Consider the following 16,126-nt stretch of genomic DNA (forward strand, 5'->3'; position numbering starts at 1 on the left):
GCCTGACAGCCCGTCCGCACCGGCAATGCCGACGACATCGGCGTTCCTGGCGTCGCTGGCCGAAAGCCTCATGCACCAAGCGTCCTTCGCGCTGGTCTACGCCGACGCCGGGCATCGCTGCCTGTTAGCGAACCCGGTCTTCGCCGCCGTCTTGCGGATGTCGCCCGAAGCCCTGGTGGGGCGGCCCCTGGCCGAACTCGACCATCCGCTGGCGCGCGCCGTGGTGCAGGCGCTGAACCGCTCCGGCCAAACCGGGGAGGCCGCTCCGGTGGATTGCGAGGTCGAGCGCGCGGACGGCGGGCGCGGCGTGCTGACCGGTTGCGTCCTGCCGCACCGCACCGGCGATGGGGGGCAAGGCTTCCTCGGGCTGTTCCAGGACGTGACCGATCCGGCCCGCATCGCCGATTTCGTCCTGCGCCGCGACCCCTTCGTAACCACGCTGCTCGACGCGGCGGTGGACGGGGTGGTGGTGGCGGACCGCAACGGCATCATCCGCACGGTCAACCGGTCCTGCCGCGACCTGTTCGGCTACGACGAGGAGGAACTGATCGGGCGGAACGTCTCCGTCCTGATGCCGCCGCCCTTCTCCCGCGATCACGACAAGTACATCGGCAGCTATCTGGAGACGGAACGCGCCAAGATCATCGGCATCGGGCGCGACGCGCTCGGGCGCCGCAAGGACGGCGCGGTGTTCCCGATCCATCTCAGCGTCGGGCAGGCCCGGCTGGCACGCGAGGTCGTGTTCGTCGGCATCATCCGCGACATCTCCGAACGGCTGGCGGCGGAGCAGCGGGCGACCTATCTGGCCCGGCACGATCCGCTGACCGGCGTTCTGACCCGCACCGCCTTTCTGGAGGAGTGCGAGGCCGTGCTGGCGACGCCCTTTCCCGGTCAGGAAGGGGGCCTGTTCGCGCTCTACGCGCTCGACGTCGATCAGTTCAGCGACATCAACGAGGCGTTCGGCTTTCATGTCGGCGACGCCGCCCTGAAGGCGATGGTCAGCCGCGTGACCGAGGTGCTGCCGCAGCAGACCTACGTCTGCCGCATCGCCGCCGACGAATTCGCCGCCTTGTCCCGCGTGGAGAGCGCGGAACAGGCGGAGACCCTGGCAGATCTGCTGCACGACCGGCTGACCGCCTCCATCTACGCCGACCGCCATTGGGTGCGGCTGCGCCTGTCGATCGGCGCCGCGGTGCAGGACGCCGACATCCGCACGCTGGAGGAGCTGAACGCCAAGGCCAAGCTGGCGCTCCAGGCGGCGCAGCACAACGGCGGCAACACCGTCTGCTTCTACACGCCGGAGATGGCCGCAGCGGCGACCCGGCGCATGTTCCTGACCATGCATCTCGCCCACGCCATCGAGCGGAACGAGCTGCACATGGCCTACCAGCCCATCGTCGAGGCCCGCTCCGGCCGGATCGTAGGGGCGGAAGCGCTGCTGCGCTGGAACCAGCACACGCTGGGGCCGGTCTCTCCCGGCGAGTTCATTCCGGTCGCCGAGGAAAGCGGCCTGATCGTTCCCATCACCGACTGGGTGCTGAACGCCGTCGTCGAGCAGATGGCGGTGTGGGAACCGGCGGGCACCCTGCCCAACCAGATCTTCATCAACATCTCCGGCCCGCAATTCCTGCGCGGCAACCTCAGCGCCCGTCTCGAGGATCTGCTGGGCTGCCATCCGGAGTTGCGCGGACGGCTGGGGCTGGAGATCACCGAGCAGGCGGCGGTGCGCGATCTGAAGGCCGCCGTGCAGACCCTGACGGAGTTGGAGGCCATCGACGTCCAGGTGGCCATCGACGATTTCGGGTCGGGCTATTCGTCGCTCAGTTATGTGCAGCAGCTTCCGGTGTCGAAGCTGAAAATCGACCGCGCCTTCATGGAAGACATCCCGGACAACCTGAAGAACGGGGCGCTGGTCCGCGCCGCGGTCGGCATGGCGCACGGCCTCGGCCTCGTCACGGTGGCCGAAGGGGTCGAGACGGAGGAGCAGCGGGACTTCCTGGTGTCGGTGGGCTGCGACCTGCTCCAGGGCTACCTGTTCGGCCGCCCCGTTGCCCCCGACGCCTTCGCGGCAATGATCCGCGCCCAGCAGCCCGCGATGGCCTGAGCGTCCGGGGGGAATGCCCGGAGGAGAGTCACCCCTCCAGCCGTTCCGGTTCCTTCCCCGCCAGGGTGGGCGCTTCCAGAGCGCGGGCGGGCAGGCGCTCGCGGCGGGTTTCCCGGCGCTGCCAGCGGCGGAAGGAGCGTTTCGACCACCAGGACAGGATCGTCTGCCAAAGCCGTTCCGGTCCCTGGAACAGCGGCACGCGGGCCTTGTCCATCGCCGACGGCTCCAGCGCGAGCCCGACTGAGGTGATCTGCCCGTCCTGCATGTCGCGGACGATCAGCTCCACGCCACCCATCCGCATCCGGTCGCCCAGCTCGCAGGCGCCGCCGAACTCGTTGCGCAGCAGGTCGCGCAGCGACCGCTGGGCGTTGGCCAGCGACAGGGGCAGGCCGTACATCTCGGCGATCTGCTCCACGGTTGCGTCGGGGTTCAGCGCCAGATCGCCGTAGAAGGCACGGTCGTCCTGATCCAGCGGCCGGCTCTCGGCGAACAGCTTGTCGATCAGCGGCAGTTGGCTGGGCGGGGTGAACAGGTAGACCATGTCCCCGGCCTGGAGCGTCCGCGCCTTGTGCAGCGGCACCACGCGCCCGTCGCGGATGACCAGGGAGGGGCGGGCGAAGCGCGGCGTGCGCTGGCCGCGGGCGGCGGGGCTCTTGGGGTGGACGGTGTAGGCGACCATCTCCTGGTCGGCCCCGCCGGGCAGTTCCAGCTCGAACCGTTCGACCGGGCCGCGCCGCGGCGGGACGATCAGCTTCAACCAGCGCGCCATCGGGCCGATCGTCCAGCCCTGCACCGCCAGCGACACGATCACCACCAGGAAGGCCGTGTTGAAGATCACCTGACCGCCCGGCAATCCGCCCAGGATCGGCACCAGCGCCAGCAGCATCGACACCGCGCCGCGCAGCCCGACCCAGGCCATGAAGGTCTTCTCGTTGGCCGAGAAGCGGAAGGGCAGCAGGCACAACCACACCGCCAGTGGCCGCGCCAGCAGGATCAGCAGGACGGCCAGGGCCAGGGCGGGCAGGGCGATCGCCCCGAAGTCGTGCGGCGTGGCGAACAGGCCCAGCATGACGAACATGACGATCTGGCTGAGCCAGGTCAGGCCCGAATGGAACTGGCGCAGGCCCAGCGCCCCGCGCAGCTTCACGTTGCCGGCGACCAGACCCGCGGCATAGACGGCGAGGAAGCCGCTGCCGCCCAGCTCGTTCGTGCCGGCGAACAGGAACAGGGCGAAAGCCAGGGTGACCACCGGGTTCAGGCCGGGGTCGAGGCGGGCCTTGTTGATGAAGGCGGCCAGCACGGCCCCGCCCAGCACGCCGAGGACCGCCCCGCCGGCGATCTGCTTGACCAGGAAGCCGGCCAGTTCCAGCGGCGTTCCCCAGCCGTGCAGCGCCGCCTCCACCAGCATGGCGGTCAGCAGGATGGCGGTCGGGTCGTTGCTGCCGGACTCGATCTCCAGCGTCGAGCGCACGCGGTCGCGGATGGTGATGCCGCCGACCCGCAGCAGGAAGAACACCGCCGCCGCGTCGGTGGAACTGACCGCCGCGCCGACCAGGAAGGATTCGATCCAGGGCAGGCCCAGCAGAAAATGCGCGGCGACGCCGATGACCCCGGAGGTGATGGCGACCCCGAAGGTGGCGAGGCTGAGCGCCGGCCACGCGGCGGCGCGGTAGCTCGACAGCTTGGTGTCCAGGCCGCTTTCGAAGAGGATCACGGCGAGCGCGATGGAGCCGATCAGAAAGGCGCTGTCCGCGTCGTTGAAGCTGATGCCCCCGACGCCGTCGATCCCGGCGAACAGCCCGACGCCCAGGAAGATCAGCAGCAGCGGTGTGCCGATCCGCAGCGCCAGATAGCTGGTCAGGATGCTGACGATCAGCAGCGACGACCCGATCAGGATGATGGTGCTCGCTGTCTCCATAGTCCTCGCGCCGGGAAGGGAGTGATGCCGCCTTTGCGGTCATCCGATTTTGGCAATTCTTGGGCGCGAGTGCAACGCAGCGGCCAAAATTTCCCAATGTTCCTAAAATAATACAGAAATGTCTCCCGCAATGCAGCATTGCGGCGAGCTACAATCCTTCCGGGTTAATGCAACGGGCGAGGGGCATTTCATGTTTCGTACACGGCGTATTCCGACACCACCCCTCGCAGCCCTGATCCTTGTCCTGTCCTCCGCCGCGGCGACGGCGGGAGCCTTGCCCGACCTGGACCGCACGGCGGCGGGCGGCGGTGCCACGCCGATCCGGTTCGACAAGAAGGCGATCGATCTCGGCGGTTGGGGCGCCCTGGAGGTCGGCCAGACGGAAAGCGCGTCGCGCCGGATGGTGGTGACCACGCCGGTGCGCGACCAATGGTTCTCCGACCCGGTTTTCATGAACGACGGCGCGTTCGGCGGGCCGGACGCCCGGGCGACCTATTATTCGCCGCGCCTGCACGGCTTCAACATCGGCCTCGGCTACACCCCTGTCCGCACGGAGCTGGGGGCGGCCGATCCGCTCGCCCGCCATGTGGTGGAAGGCGTGGTGCGGCACGACGGCCGGCTGGGCAAGGCCCGGCTGCGCATCACCGCGGGGGCGGGCAAGGCCGCCGTCGCCAAGGACCGCGGCACGCCCCGCCGGTCCTGGGTGGTCGGCGGGCAGGTGACGCTGCCCGGCGTGACGGTCGGCGCCGGCTATCGCGAGCAGTTGCCGGATGACGGCGCGGCGCGGCGGACGCTCAACGCCGGCCTCTATCTGGAGCAGGGCACGCCGTTGCGGGGCTGGACGGTCATGGGGCGGCTGGCCCACAGCCAGGTCGGCGCCGAGGCCCCGCAGGAGGCTTGGTCCACGGGCCTGCGGTTCCGCATGTCGCCGAAGGTCAGCGTCACCGCCGACCTGGGCACCATGACCTACAGCGGAGACCCGTCCGACAGCACAATGCTGCGTGTCGGAACCCGCGTTCTGTTCTGAACGATGGCCCAAATGGGCTTGATATCCCTCTTTCGTCCTCATCCAACGGTGGTTTCCCGACGGAAACGCGGTTTCGTGGAAGCAAATCGCCTGCTCGCCTGTTTATAGGGGCGAGAAGCACCACAAGGAGGGTTTGGACATGTCTCGTTTGCGCCTGATCGGGACCGCCATTGCGCTGTTGACGCTCGCGGCCTGTTCGACCGGCGGGGTGGTTGGCGGCACGGCTGGCGCCGCGGGCGGCTACGCGGTGGACGGCAAGCGTGGCGCCATCATCGGTGGCCTGGGCGGCGCCGCGCTGGGCACGGCTCTGGATCGCTGACCGGACGCAACGGGTACATCCGTTGCCGATTGCGACAAGCGCGTCGCGCCGACCGGGCGCGGCGCGCTTTCGTTTTTTCAGGCGCGCCATTCCTTGCGCAGGATGGCGTACTGCATCGTGTTTTCGTAGAGGGGGTTTCCGTCACCGTCCGTCGTGAAGGAAATGAACTCCACGAACAGCCCTTCCTTCCTCATGCCGAGCCGCTCGCACAGGCGTTGCGACGCGATGTTGGTGTCCTCGACGTAGGCGTAGAGACGACGCGCCTGCCTCGCCGTGAACAGATGGTCGAAGAGGGCGCGCGCGGCCTCTGCGGCGTATCCCGCCCCCGCGAACTCCGCGTTGAAGTTCCAGCCGACCGAATGGGTGTCCGGCGGTTCAGGCATTTGGAACAGGTCGCCGATCGCCCGGCCGGTGCTGCGCAGGCACACGGCGAGGTGCTCGTCGCTTCGGCTGCGCGCGTCCACCTCCGCCGCCGCCGCGTCGAGGTCGTCCAGTTTGAGCGAGAGGAAGCAGCTTGCTCGGGGATGGCTCAGATAGGCGAGCAGGTCGGGAGCGTCCCCCTCTTGGAAGGGCCTCAGGATCAGGCGGTCCGTGATGATCGGGTCCATTCATCGTCTCTGCGGAAGGGGCCGGGCGGAGAGGCCGGCAGATCATGAGCCGGTCAATTTTGCCGCCCGGCACATCGGAGCCCCCAGGCATCCCACTTATGCGGTTGATTGCCAAGCATATTTAAAGTTGCATAAAACTTGCTTGAGGGATCTCCAACCCATCGGTCACGAGAAACCGTCATGCAAATCGGCAGCTATTTAACTGAGGTCTCCCGCGTCGTCGCCAAGTTCGCGGTGAAGACCGAGAAGACCGAACCGGAGAAGGAGGCGAGCGGAGTCAGCGCCGCCGACGCCTTCCTCAAGGAGGCGCGAAAATCACCGGCCCAACGCATCCGGGACCAGATTCTCGCCCGCATGAAGCTGGACGAGGAATCCCTCGCGTCCATGCCGGCGGAGAAGCGCGCCGCGGTCGAGAAGCAGATCGCCGAGGAGTTGAAGCGCCAGTTGTCCGGCGAGAAGGACCGGCGCGGCGCGGCGGTCGACCTGACCGCCTGACTTCGCTCAGACTGGGGGGCTCAGACCGGGGGCGCGTAACCGAACACCCTCAACGCGTCCTGAAGGTCGGGGAGGACGCGCTCGACCGCCGCCTCCCCCTCGCGGATGCAGTCGTCCGCCCGGTCGAACTCCGACAGGCCGATGTGACCCAGCCGCGGCGTGATGTGCACGTCCGGCGGCTCGCCCGCCAGACGGGACCGCGCGATGCGGTCGGTGACGATGCCCAGCGAGGACACCATGACGCCGAACAGGCTCGGCCCCTCGTAATCGCGCCGGAAGATGCGGCGGCTCAGCGCGCCGATGGGCACGCGGAAGCCGGCACGGGATTTGGACTCGCCGTCCGGCCCTTGCTCCTCGTCGATCAGCTTCAGGAGGTCGAACCCCGCCGCGGTCGGCACGGCCGCGCCGGGGCGCCGCGACTTGCCGATGATGTCGGCGGCCAGATTGACGGCGATGACCATCTGGGCGCCCAGGGCACGGCAGGCCGACACCGGCACCGGGTTGACCAGGGCGCCGTCGACCATCCAGCGCCCCTCGAAGCGCACCGGCGGAAAGACCCCGGGCAGGGAGAAGGAGGCGCGCAGTGCGTCCACCAGCGGGCCGTTGCGCATCCACACCTCGTGCCCGGTGACCAGATCGGTGGCGATGGCGGCGAAGGGGTTGGGAAGATCCTCGATCAGGACGTCGCCCAGATGGTGGCGCATCTCGGCGACCAGCCGGTCCCCGCCGATCAGCCCGCCGCCCTGACGCAGCCGCAGGTCCAGATAACCGACGATCTTCATCCGGGTCAGGCTGCGCGTCCACTCCTCCAGCGCGTCGAGCTTGCCGGCGAGATGGAGGCCGCCGACCAGCGCTCCCACCGAACTGCCGCAGACGATGTCCGCCTCGATACCGTAGCGCGCCAGCGCCCGCAGGACGCCGATGTGCGCCCAGCCGCGGGCCACCCCGGCGCCCAGCGCCAGACCGATGCGCGGCCGGTGATGGTGCTGGCCGTAGCGATTGCCGGGACCCTGTCCGTTTCCGCCGTCCGCCGCCATGGCGCCTCCTTTGCACGGGGTGGAGCGCGTTCCGGCCGGTATCGTGCCATCCGCCCGGTTAAGGAAGCTTGATCGGTTCCGCCCCGCCGGACAAGGTCCGCCGGATGGGGCCCGGTGAAGTAAGGCCCGGTGGACAAGCACCGGCGCCATCGGCTAAGCCATCGCGATTGCGCTACAGGAAGACGTGCACGTGAGCAAGAAGAGCGGAGAACGGCTGCGCCTCGACGCGGCGACGGAACGGCTGGTCGGCCGCATGCTGCGGGAATGGGTGCGCCCCTACACCGGCAAGCTGATGGTGTCCTTCCTGCTGATGGCCGTGGTGGCGGCGGCGACCGGCGCCTATCCGCTGCTGATCGATCAGGCCTATTCGATGTTCTCCGAGCAGGACCGCGGCATGCTGCTGGTCATCCCGCTCCTGATCATCGTGGTCACGGCGGTCAAGGCGTTGTCCATGTACTCCCAGACGGTGGTGACCACCGACATCGTGCAGCGGATCATCACCGACGTGCGCCTGTCGATGTTCGACCATCTGCTGCGGTCCGACACCGCCCAGCTTCACGCGGCCCCCACCGGGACGCTGACCTCCCGCTTCATCAGCGACGTCGACCTGATCCGCAACGCCCTGTCGCGGACCCTGACCGGGCTGGTGCGCGACATCCTGACGGTGATCGCGCTGGTCGGGTCGATGTTCTATCTCGACTGGGTGCTGTCGCTGATCGTCTTCCTGATCTACCCGATCGCCGCCATTCCCATCGTGAACATCGGCAAGCGGCTGCGCCGCGTGTCGCGCGACACCCAGGCGCAGATGGGCGACATGACCGCCCTGCTGACGGAAAGCCTGGCGGGCGCCCGCATGGTCAAGACCTACTCGCTGGAGGATTACGAGCGCGCCCGCGCCGCCCGCGCCTTCGAGGACAATTTCGCCCTGACCATGAAGGCGACCCGCGCCCGTTCCCGCATCGACCCGATGATGGAGGTTCTGGGCGGCGCCGCGGTGGCCGGGGTGATCGCCTTCGCCGGCTACCGCATGGCGATGGGCGAGGGCTCGGTCGGCGCCTTTTCCGGTTTCGTCGGCGCGCTTCTGATGGCGGCGCAGCCGGTGCGGGCCATCGGCACGCTGAACGCCGTGCTCCAGGAAGGTCTGGCCGCCGCCCAGCGCATCTTCGAGCTGGTGGACGAGAAGCCGACCATCACCGAGCAGCCCGGCGCCAAGCCCCTGGCGGTGGAGCGCGCCGCCGTGTCCCTGCGCGACGTCCGCTTCGCCTACGAGGAGGGGACGGAGACGCTGAAGGGCATCGACCTGGACGTTCCGGCGGGAGCCACTGTGGCCCTGGTCGGCCGCAGCGGCGCCGGCAAGTCCACGGTGTTCAACCTGATCCCGCGCCTCTACGACGCGACCGGCGGACAGGTGCTGATCGACGGGCAGGACGTGCGGGCGGTGACGCTGAAGAGCCTGCGCGGCGTCATCTCGCTGGTCAGCCAGGACACGGTCCTGTTCAACGACACGGTGCGCGCCAACATCGCCTTCGGGCGGCTGGACGCCCCCTTCGACGATATCGTGGCCGCCGCGAAGGCGGCCGCCGCGCACGACTTCGTCGCCCGGCTGCCGGAGGGCTACGACACGGTGATCGGCGACCGCGGCGTGAAGCTGTCGGGCGGCGAGCGGCAGCGCCTCGCGCTTGCCCGCGCCTTCCTGAAGGACGCGCCGATCCTGCTGCTGGACGAGGCGACGAGCGCGCTTGACAGCGAGTCCGAGCGGCTGGTGCAGGGGGCGCTGGAACGGCTGACCCAGGGGCGCACGACGCTGGTCATCGCCCACCGGCTGGCCACCGTGCGCAACGCCGACCGGATCGTCGTGATGGAGGGCGGGCGCATTCTGGAGCAGGGCACCCACGACACCCTGATCGCGCAGAACGGCACCTACGCCCGCCTGTGCAAGCTCCAGTTCGGCGAGGACGGCGAGGCCGCCCTGCTCGCGCCCTGACCCGGCAAAGCGGAACCGGGCTCAGTCCGCCGCGGGCACCATCTCCACCACGGCGTTGCGCAGCTCGTGGGCGGCGATGGGTTTGTGCAGCAGGGTGTGGCCGCCCGCGCGGGCTTCCGCCAGACGTTCCGGGGCGGTGTCGCCGGTGATGATCGTTGCCGGAACCGACGTCCTCAACCGCTCGCACACCGCCCGGATGGCGTCCAAGCCGGTCTTCCCATCGCGCAGGCGGTAATCGGCCAGGATCGCGCTCGGCCATTCCCCGCTCTCGACATGCTGAACCGCGTCCTCGATGGAACCCGCCGTCAGCACCCTGTACCCCCAGCCCTCCAGCATCGCCTGCAGGCCGAGACGGATCAGCGGTTCGTCGTCGATCACCAGGATCATGCCCCGCCCGTCGTTCGTCAGCCGCCGGGCTGCCACCGGCTCGGAACGGGTGGCGTGACGGGCGATCAGCGGCACCTCGACGCAGAAGGCGGACCCCGTCCCCAGCCTTGAGCGCAGATGAACCTTGTGGCCGAGCAGGCGGGCGAGGCGGCGCACCACCGCCAGACCGAGCCCCAGCCCCTTGCTGCGGTCCCGCTCCTGGTTGCTGACCTGGAAGAACTCCTCGAAGATTTCCTCCTGCTTGTCGGACGGAATGCCGATGCCGGAGTCCATCACCTCGATGCGCAGGCGGTCCCCCCGCCGACGGCAGCCGATCAGCAAACCGCCGCGTTCGGTGTAGCGCAGCGCGTTTTCCACGAGGTTGCGCAGGATGCGCATCAGCAGCGCCGGATCGCTGCGGACCGTCAGGGCGCAGGGAACCACGCGCAGCCGAAGCCCCTTGGCCTCCGCCTGGGGATGATACTCGGCGCCCAATCGCTCGATGATCGGACCGATCGCCAGATCCTGCAATTGCGGAACGATCAGCCCGGCATCCAGCTTGGACACGTCGAGCAGGCTGTCGAGCAGCATGCGCAGCCCGTCCATGGCCTGACCCATGGAGTCGAGAACCGGGGCCGCGGGGTGCCCGTCCAGCCGCTCCGCCAACGCCGATTGGAACAGCATCATCGCCTGGACCGGCTGCCGCAGGTCATGGCTCGCGGCGGCGAGGAACTTGGATTTCGCGACGTTGGCGCGGTCGGCCTCGGCCTTGGAGGCGCGCAGGGCGTTCTCGGTGCGGCGGCGTTCGGTGATGTTGCGGACGATGCCCGTGAAGTAGCGGTGCTCACCGGCGGTCCATTCGGTGACCGCCAGTTCGATCGGGAAGATCGAGCCGTCCTTGTGCCGTCCTTCGACCTCGCGCCCGACACCGATGATCCTCTTCTCGCCGGTCTGCTGATAGGCTTGCAGATAGCCGTCATGGGCGGAGTGGTAGGGCTCCGGCATCAGGACGCGGATGTTTCGTCCGACCGCCTCGCCGGCCTCGTAGCCGAAGATGCGCTCCGCCGCCGGGTTGAAGCTTTGGATCGTGCCGGTCTCGTCGATGACCAGCATGGCATCCACCGCGGTCTGAACGATGGCCCGGTGACGGGCCTCGCTTTCCGCGAGCGCCGCCTCGCGCCGCCGGATGAGGTCCGCGGCGTTGCGGATGGCGCGGCCCACCGCCTCGATCTCGGACACGCCACCGTTGGGCGGTGGGACGGGGTGCCCGGCGCCCAAGGCTTCCGCCGCTCCGGCCAGTTGGGAAACGGAGCGCGTGAGGCGCCGTCCGAGCAGAATCGCCGCCGCGATCCCGATCAGCAGAAGGACAAGGCCGCCACCGGTGAACAGGAGGAGGTCATGACGCGCCGGGGACGCCACCAGGGTCGTTGGGACGCTCGTCGCAACCACCCAGCCGAAGTTGCGGGACCGGCTGTAGGCCTGGATCGCCTCCACATCTTCCAGGTTGACGGCGCGGTGGATTCCATCCGGCACCGCCTGCATGCCGGTCCACAGCGCGGCGGGAAGCCGTTTGCCGACGAACTGCTCGCTCAAGTGCGAGCGTGCGATGACGATACCATCCTGGTCGATCACCCCGGCCCGCCATCCCGCCGGAATGCGCTCCGGCGACACGATGGCCTGAAGCCGTTCCTGGGGAATGTTGAGGCTCAGCAGATAGCGGATCTGCCCTTCGCGGATCACCGGGGCGGTCACCGCCAGAATTGGCGCCTGGCTCACGTCCCCTATGAAGAGGCCGGTGACTTGCGGCCTTCCCGTGTCGATCACCCTCTGGTCGGATTCGAGCACGGTGCTGTCCGGCAGATCGGCGCCCCAGGGCATCCGGGTGTTGATGCGCTGCTGACCCTGCGGATCGCGCAGAACCACGTTGGTGCCCAGCCGGTCGCGCACGCCGGCGGCTTGCCGGTAGAAAGCGGCCAGATCATCCGTCGTCAGGCTTTCCGATGTGGTCAGCACCTCGGCGGCGGCGATCTGGCGGCTCACCTCGCGTTCCACGTCCTCGGCCAGCAGGCGTGTCCGGTCGAGCACGAGCTGTTCCGTTTGCTGGGCCTGCGCATCGACGTTGCGGATGAGGAGGGACACCGAGAAGAGAACCAGCGGAACCGCAACCGCCATCACCAGAAGGATGAGCCAGCCCCGCACCCGTTGCGGTCGCATGTGCCAGGTCAGGCGCCGTGTCGGACGCCGCGGCGTTTCCAGGTTGAGGGTCATTGAACCGGCCGGAGTTCAAACACGGCCTTGCGCCGGATCGCCGGAGCGTGTGGCCGCTCTCCTGGGACTGGCGGAAGGGATGTGGTTTCGGCGGGGCGGTCGATCGAGGGAGCGTATCCGGTCCGAACGTACCGAGGCATTTCGCAGACCATTCCTGAGGCAACAGGTTGCGGGCATCTCTAAACCGGACTGTATCATACCGCGCACTAATTGGTTGATAATCCATCCACTCGCTCATGAAAGAGCATTTTGGGGCGGGCCGATCACAAGGGACGCTTTCGCGGATCGCCTCGACGCGCGTCCTCGGAGGGCGATTGGCGCCAGGGACGATCCGGTCTATGGTGCGGCCTCATGGAACCAGCCCTCGACGACGCGATTCGCCTGCACAAATCCGGCAACCATGCGGGGGCGGAGCCTCTCTACCGCGACGTGCTGGAGCGTGAACCGGCGAATCGCGGCGCGCTGCATATGCTCGCAATGCTTCTGGTTCAGACCGGGCGCCCGGCGGAGGCCGTCGGTCACTTCCGGGCCATCCTGCGGCTGGAGTCCGGCAGCGTCGCCGGATACAGCAACCTCGCCGCCGCCCTGCGCCTGGCCGGTCAGGGGGCGGAGGCCATCGCCTGCCTGCATCGGGCGCTCTCCCTCGATCCGGCGCATGCGGGTTCCTGGTTCAATCTGGGCAATGGGCTGAAGCAGCAGGAAAAGGCGGCGGCCGCGGCGCGGAGTTACCGGCGCTCCCTGGCGCTCGAACCCGGTCATGCCGGGGCGGCGGGCAATCTGAAGGCGTTGCGCGATCAGTGGGGAACGCGTCTGGACGAGGCGGAGCGGCGGGTTGTCGCGGCGCGGCCCCCGGAGGCGGACGCCGATACCCGAACGGCGGCGGCCGAGGCCCTGGTGGTGGTCGGGGATGCGGTGGCGGCGGAGGCGATGGCGCGCGCGGCCCTGGAGCGGGATGAGCATCATCACCGCGCCAACCGGTTGCTGGGGCGCCTGCTGCTGGAGTGCAGCGGGGCGATGGGCGTTCAGGACGGCAAGCCCTTCGTGGTCGACCGGGCGTTGGTCGAGGAGGCCATCGGTGCGCTGCGTCGGGCCGTTGCCGCCCGCCCGGACGACGATGAGGCCGACTGGCTGCACGTTGCCGCGGTGGCGACTCTGGTGCAGGTGGGCATGGTGTCCGACACGGTGTTGCGCGACGGGGCAAGGGCTGCCTGGGTTCGCCTGCGGCGCCACCCCAAGGACACGGTCGCGGCCTCGGTCGTCGGTTTCCACGCCTACCGCCGGGACCGGCTCGTCCTCGCCTCCTGGCTGAGCCGACGCTTCCGGCGGCGCTTCACCGCGGCGGAGGTCGCGCGGGAGCATGAGTTGGGCCTGTGGACCATGCTGCGCGCCGACGATGCCTTCCTCCGCACCCTGCCGCCGGTCGAGGCGGTGCTGGAGCGCATGGCGCCCCTGGAGTGCCGCGGCGAACCGGCGGCCGGGCCGGCCGGCGAACCGGTGATCTTCTTCTGCTGCGACGACGTCTATTTCCAGCGCTTCGCCCCGACGCTGCTGGAGTCGTTGGCGGAGCGGATGCCGGGCGCCTTGGTCGCCGTCCATGTGGTGTCGCCGTCGCCGGAGACGGAACGGGCCATGGCCCGCTGGCGGACCGACCGACGGCTGAGGGTGGGATTCTCGCTGGACCGGCCGGACATGGCGGGATGGACCGACATCAAGCGCGTCACCTACTACGCCTCCGCCCGTTTTCTCCGCGCCTTGCAGTGGCTGCGCCGGTTGGATCGCCCGCTGATGGTGGTCGACACCGACGCCTGGATCACCGGAGACTTGCGGGCTCTCCGGGCGGAGATGGCCGGATACGACGTCGGCCTCATGCTCGACGGCCGCCGCCGTGGTCCGTCACGGGAAATTCCGGTCGGGTTTGCCGTTTACGAGAACAGCCCCGGCGGCGACCGCTTCCTGTCGCTGCTCGGCTCCTACATCGGGCATTTCCTGGCGGGGGCGGAGGTCTACTGGATGCTGGACCAGATGGCCCACTACGCGGTGCTCGACTGGTTGAACCGGCATGAACCGGTCCGTGTGCGCCGCTTCGACTTCCTGAGCTTCCCCTATTGCCACTTCGTCGGGGCGAAGTGACACGCCCCGCTCATTTCCGCGCTCACTCCCGCCCGAGAACGCGGTCGACCACCGTGTCGGCCCATTCGCGGGAGCGGAAGCTGGCCTTGGCCTCCACCGGGTCGTAGACGCGCTCCACCCAGTCCCAGAAGGCGGTCGGGCGCTTCTCGTTGTAGGCGGCGTACAGCTCGAAGAAATAGTCGAGAATGCCGGTCTTCGCCTGCTTGAAGTGGCCGTACTTCCAGTGAAGCTGCTTGGTCGCCCGCTCCAGCGGCACGCCTTCGTGGATGAAGAGGTAGAGCGCCGACATGAAGCCGGCGCGGTCCGCCCCCGACTTGCAGTGCAGAAGCGCCGGATATTGCATGGTCGCGAACAGGTCGCGGGCCTTCAGCAGCGTCTCCTTCTTCGGCATGTCGCGGGAGTTGACCGGAAAGTCCACCAGCGTCAGCCCGGCCGCCCGGCAGGCCTCGGCCTCCAGGATGTAGGAGGCGCAGTCGCGGCCGCCGCGCAGGTTCAGAATGGTCTTCACGCCGCGCCGTGCCGCTTCCCGGATGTGGGAGGGGGAGGGCTGGCTCGCCCGGTACATGTTGGGGGAGATGCGGTAGGTGTTCGAATAGACCAGCCGGAAGCAGGCATGGTCGATGAACACGCTTTCGAAATGTCCGAGCGCCCGTTGCAGCGGGGAGATCATGCGCCCGCGCGCCCGCTTGATCCCGTCGGCCAAGGCGGTGGTCGTGTAACGGCGCAACATCTTCCGGGTGGTGGCCACGCAAGCAGTCTCCAAATCGACAAGGCCGCCAAGATAGGCACACTTTGCGTGGCGTCAAGGCCGCCGCGCCGCTGGGCAGTGCGGCGGTTTGGTCATCCGGCCCGCAGGACCCGCCCGTAGATATCGTACCGCGCGGCCAGCGACAGCACGATCTCCATGTAGAGGTTGATCAGGCCGTTGGCGTAGAAGGCCGGGCAACCGGTGTAGTGGCGCTCTCCCGGCTGGGCGGTCGGCTCGATCAGGTCGGCGTTCAGGACGATCATGCCACCCGGCGCCTCCGCGTCATAGACGAAGGCGGTCTGGTGGCGGGGCAGGGGGTGGATGGCCTGATGGTCGTCGGCCTCGATGTGGCCGGCCCCCATGAACTGGCACAGCATGCCCAGGCTGCCCATGGCGAGCGGCAGCACCTGCTTCAGGCTGCGGCGCGACAGGTCGTCGTATTCGGCCGGGGTCAGGCCGGGCTTCAGCATCGGCGCGGACTCGCACAGGTTCCAGCAGACGTGGAGCGCGGTGTGGCTGCCGGTCTTGGTGATCGACAGCATGTCGTAGCCGGACGGCGCGTGCAGCACCGACGCCTCCAGCGTGTTGGCGAGGACGAAGCCGGCCGCGGCGAGCGGGGTGATGGCGCCCTCCGCCCGGCAGCGCTCCTCCTCCAGCGTCACCTTGATCGCCCAGTCCTTGATGATGGCGTCCAGCAGGTGGCACACGCTGTCGCGCAGGAAGCCGATCAGCGTCTCCGCCGGGGCGGCCTCCAGCCCGGCGGTGTCGGCGACGTCCAGCCCGTGCGGCGAGTCCGGCGGGTTGCACAGCAGCAGATGGCCGTCGGCGTCCAGCGGCATCCGGTTGGTGATGTGGTCGCGCAGGTCGTTGTAGAGGAAGGCCAGCAGCGTGTTGATCGCGACCTTCTCGTAATCCTCCTTGCGGGTGTCCGCATGGGCCGGGCACTGGCCGGCGAGGCGCTGAAGCTCCTCGGCAAAGAGGTAGTTCGGGTCCTCGGTGATGCGGTGCAGGATCGGCGCGAGGTTGATCCGGGTCATCCCGGCCTCCTCATGCGCGGCGAGATAGGTCAGTGCGAAGTCGTTGGAGCGGGCCATGATGGGGCGTCAATCTCGTGAATGAGGA

12 protein-coding genes are annotated in these 16,126 nt (G+C 68.7%); 6 read left to right on the plus strand and 6 right to left on the minus strand.

The window, feature by feature from the left end:
- The first annotated feature begins 25 nt into the window (after positions 1 to 25).
- Positions 26 to 2,104 (plus strand): putative bifunctional diguanylate cyclase/phosphodiesterase, encoded by a 2,079-nt coding sequence (locus Sp245p_RS15260; protein ID WP_109138663.1) that lies wholly within the window; start codon positions 26 to 28, stop codon positions 2,102 to 2,104.
- Positions 2,105 to 2,132: 28 nt separating this feature from the next.
- Here the strand turns inward: Sp245p_RS15260 and Sp245p_RS15265 are convergent, their stop codons facing one another.
- A complete protein-coding gene (locus tag Sp245p_RS15265) occupies positions 2,133 to 4,022 on the minus strand; it encodes a potassium/proton antiporter (protein WP_014198690.1) in 1,890 nt (629 codons plus the stop codon).
- Positions 4,023 to 4,296: 274 nt separating this feature from the next.
- Here Sp245p_RS15265 and Sp245p_RS15270 point away from each other — a divergent pair, with 274 nt between their 5' ends.
- Together Sp245p_RS15270 and Sp245p_RS15275 are read left to right on the plus strand one after the other, a co-directional pair.
- On the plus strand, positions 4,297 to 5,049 hold the full coding sequence (locus tag Sp245p_RS15270) for a porin (RefSeq protein WP_041812479.1): 753 nt from the start codon (positions 4,297 to 4,299) through the stop codon (positions 5,047 to 5,049).
- A 139-nt stretch (positions 5,050 to 5,188) separates the two neighbouring features.
- A complete protein-coding gene (locus Sp245p_RS15275) occupies positions 5,189 to 5,368 on the plus strand; it encodes a hypothetical protein (RefSeq protein WP_014198692.1) in 180 nt (59 codons plus the stop codon).
- Between the two features lie 77 nt (positions 5,369 to 5,445).
- On the opposite strand, the gene Sp245p_RS15280 is transcribed toward Sp245p_RS15275, so the two are convergent.
- Positions 5,446 to 5,976 carry a GNAT family N-acetyltransferase gene (locus tag Sp245p_RS15280; RefSeq protein WP_014198693.1) on the minus strand — a complete coding sequence of 177 codons (531 nt, stop codon included), beginning with the start codon at positions 5,974 to 5,976 and terminating at the stop codon, positions 5,446 to 5,448.
- A gap of 180 nt (positions 5,977 to 6,156) precedes the next feature.
- Here Sp245p_RS15280 and Sp245p_RS15285 point away from each other — a divergent pair, with 180 nt between their 5' ends.
- Positions 6,157 to 6,471: a hypothetical protein gene (locus tag Sp245p_RS15285; protein ID WP_014198694.1), complete on the plus strand. Its 315-nt coding sequence runs from the start codon at positions 6,157 to 6,159 to the stop codon at positions 6,469 to 6,471.
- Between the two features lie 20 nt (positions 6,472 to 6,491).
- Here the strand turns inward: Sp245p_RS15285 and Sp245p_RS15290 are convergent, their stop codons facing one another.
- Complete coding sequence (locus Sp245p_RS15290) at positions 6,492 to 7,508, minus strand: patatin-like phospholipase family protein (RefSeq protein WP_014198695.1); 1,017 nt, start codon at positions 7,506 to 7,508, stop codon at positions 6,492 to 6,494.
- A gap of 190 nt (positions 7,509 to 7,698) precedes the next feature.
- Here Sp245p_RS15290 and Sp245p_RS15295 point away from each other — a divergent pair, with 190 nt between their 5' ends.
- A complete protein-coding gene (locus Sp245p_RS15295) occupies positions 7,699 to 9,492 on the plus strand; it encodes an ABC transporter ATP-binding protein (RefSeq protein ID WP_014198696.1) in 1,794 nt (597 codons plus the stop codon).
- 21 nt (positions 9,493 to 9,513) lie between these two features.
- Here Sp245p_RS15295 and Sp245p_RS15300 read toward each other — a convergent pair whose 3' ends face one another.
- A complete protein-coding gene (locus Sp245p_RS15300) occupies positions 9,514 to 12,126 on the minus strand; it encodes a hybrid sensor histidine kinase/response regulator (protein WP_014198697.1) in 2,613 nt (870 codons plus the stop codon).
- 351 nt (positions 12,127 to 12,477) lie between these two features.
- Between Sp245p_RS15300 and Sp245p_RS15305 the strand changes: the two genes are divergently transcribed.
- Complete coding sequence (locus tag Sp245p_RS15305; RefSeq protein ID WP_109138665.1) at positions 12,478 to 14,256, plus strand: tetratricopeptide repeat protein; 1,779 nt, start codon at positions 12,478 to 12,480, stop codon at positions 14,254 to 14,256.
- A 22-nt stretch (positions 14,257 to 14,278) separates the two neighbouring features.
- Here Sp245p_RS15305 and Sp245p_RS15310 read toward each other — a convergent pair whose 3' ends face one another.
- Both Sp245p_RS15310 and Sp245p_RS15315 read right to left on the minus strand, forming a co-directional pair.
- Positions 14,279 to 15,004: a protein tyrosine phosphatase family protein gene (locus Sp245p_RS15310; protein WP_014198699.1), complete on the minus strand. Its 726-nt coding sequence runs from the start codon at positions 15,002 to 15,004 to the stop codon at positions 14,279 to 14,281.
- A gap of 92 nt (positions 15,005 to 15,096) precedes the next feature.
- Positions 15,097 to 16,098, minus strand: a complete 1,002-nt coding sequence (locus Sp245p_RS15315; RefSeq protein ID WP_014198700.1) for a hypothetical protein — start codon at positions 16,096 to 16,098, stop codon at positions 15,097 to 15,099.
- Between the last annotated feature and the right edge of the window lie 28 nt (positions 16,099 to 16,126).

It is taken from the genome of Azospirillum baldaniorum (genome assembly GCF_003119195.2).
GTDB lineage: Bacteria > Pseudomonadota > Alphaproteobacteria > Azospirillales > Azospirillaceae > Azospirillum > Azospirillum baldaniorum.

Coding starts and splice junctions, on each gene's coding strand:
- Sp245p_RS15275 (WP_014198692.1), top strand. CDS start 5,189: ATGTCTCGTTTGCGCCTGATCGGGACCGCCATTGCGCTGTTGACGCTC.
- Sp245p_RS15260 (WP_109138663.1), top strand. CDS start 26: ATGCCGACGACATCGGCGTTCCTGGCGTCGCTGGCCGAAAGCCTCATG.
- Sp245p_RS15290 (WP_014198695.1), bottom strand. CDS start 7,508: ATGGCGGCGGACGGCGGAAACGGACAGGGTCCCGGCAATCGCTACGGC.
- Sp245p_RS15280 (WP_014198693.1), bottom strand. CDS start 5,976: ATGGACCCGATCATCACGGACCGCCTGATCCTGAGGCCCTTCCAAGAG.
- Sp245p_RS15305 (WP_109138665.1), top strand. CDS start 12,478: ATGGAACCAGCCCTCGACGACGCGATTCGCCTGCACAAATCCGGCAAC.
- Sp245p_RS15265 (WP_014198690.1), bottom strand. CDS start 4,022: ATGGAGACAGCGAGCACCATCATCCTGATCGGGTCGTCGCTGCTGATC.
- Sp245p_RS15285 (WP_014198694.1), top strand. CDS start 6,157: ATGCAAATCGGCAGCTATTTAACTGAGGTCTCCCGCGTCGTCGCCAAG.
- Sp245p_RS15315 (WP_014198700.1), bottom strand. CDS start 16,098: ATGGCCCGCTCCAACGACTTCGCACTGACCTATCTCGCCGCGCATGAG.
- Sp245p_RS15300 (WP_014198697.1), bottom strand. CDS start 12,126: ATGACCCTCAACCTGGAAACGCCGCGGCGTCCGACACGGCGCCTGACC.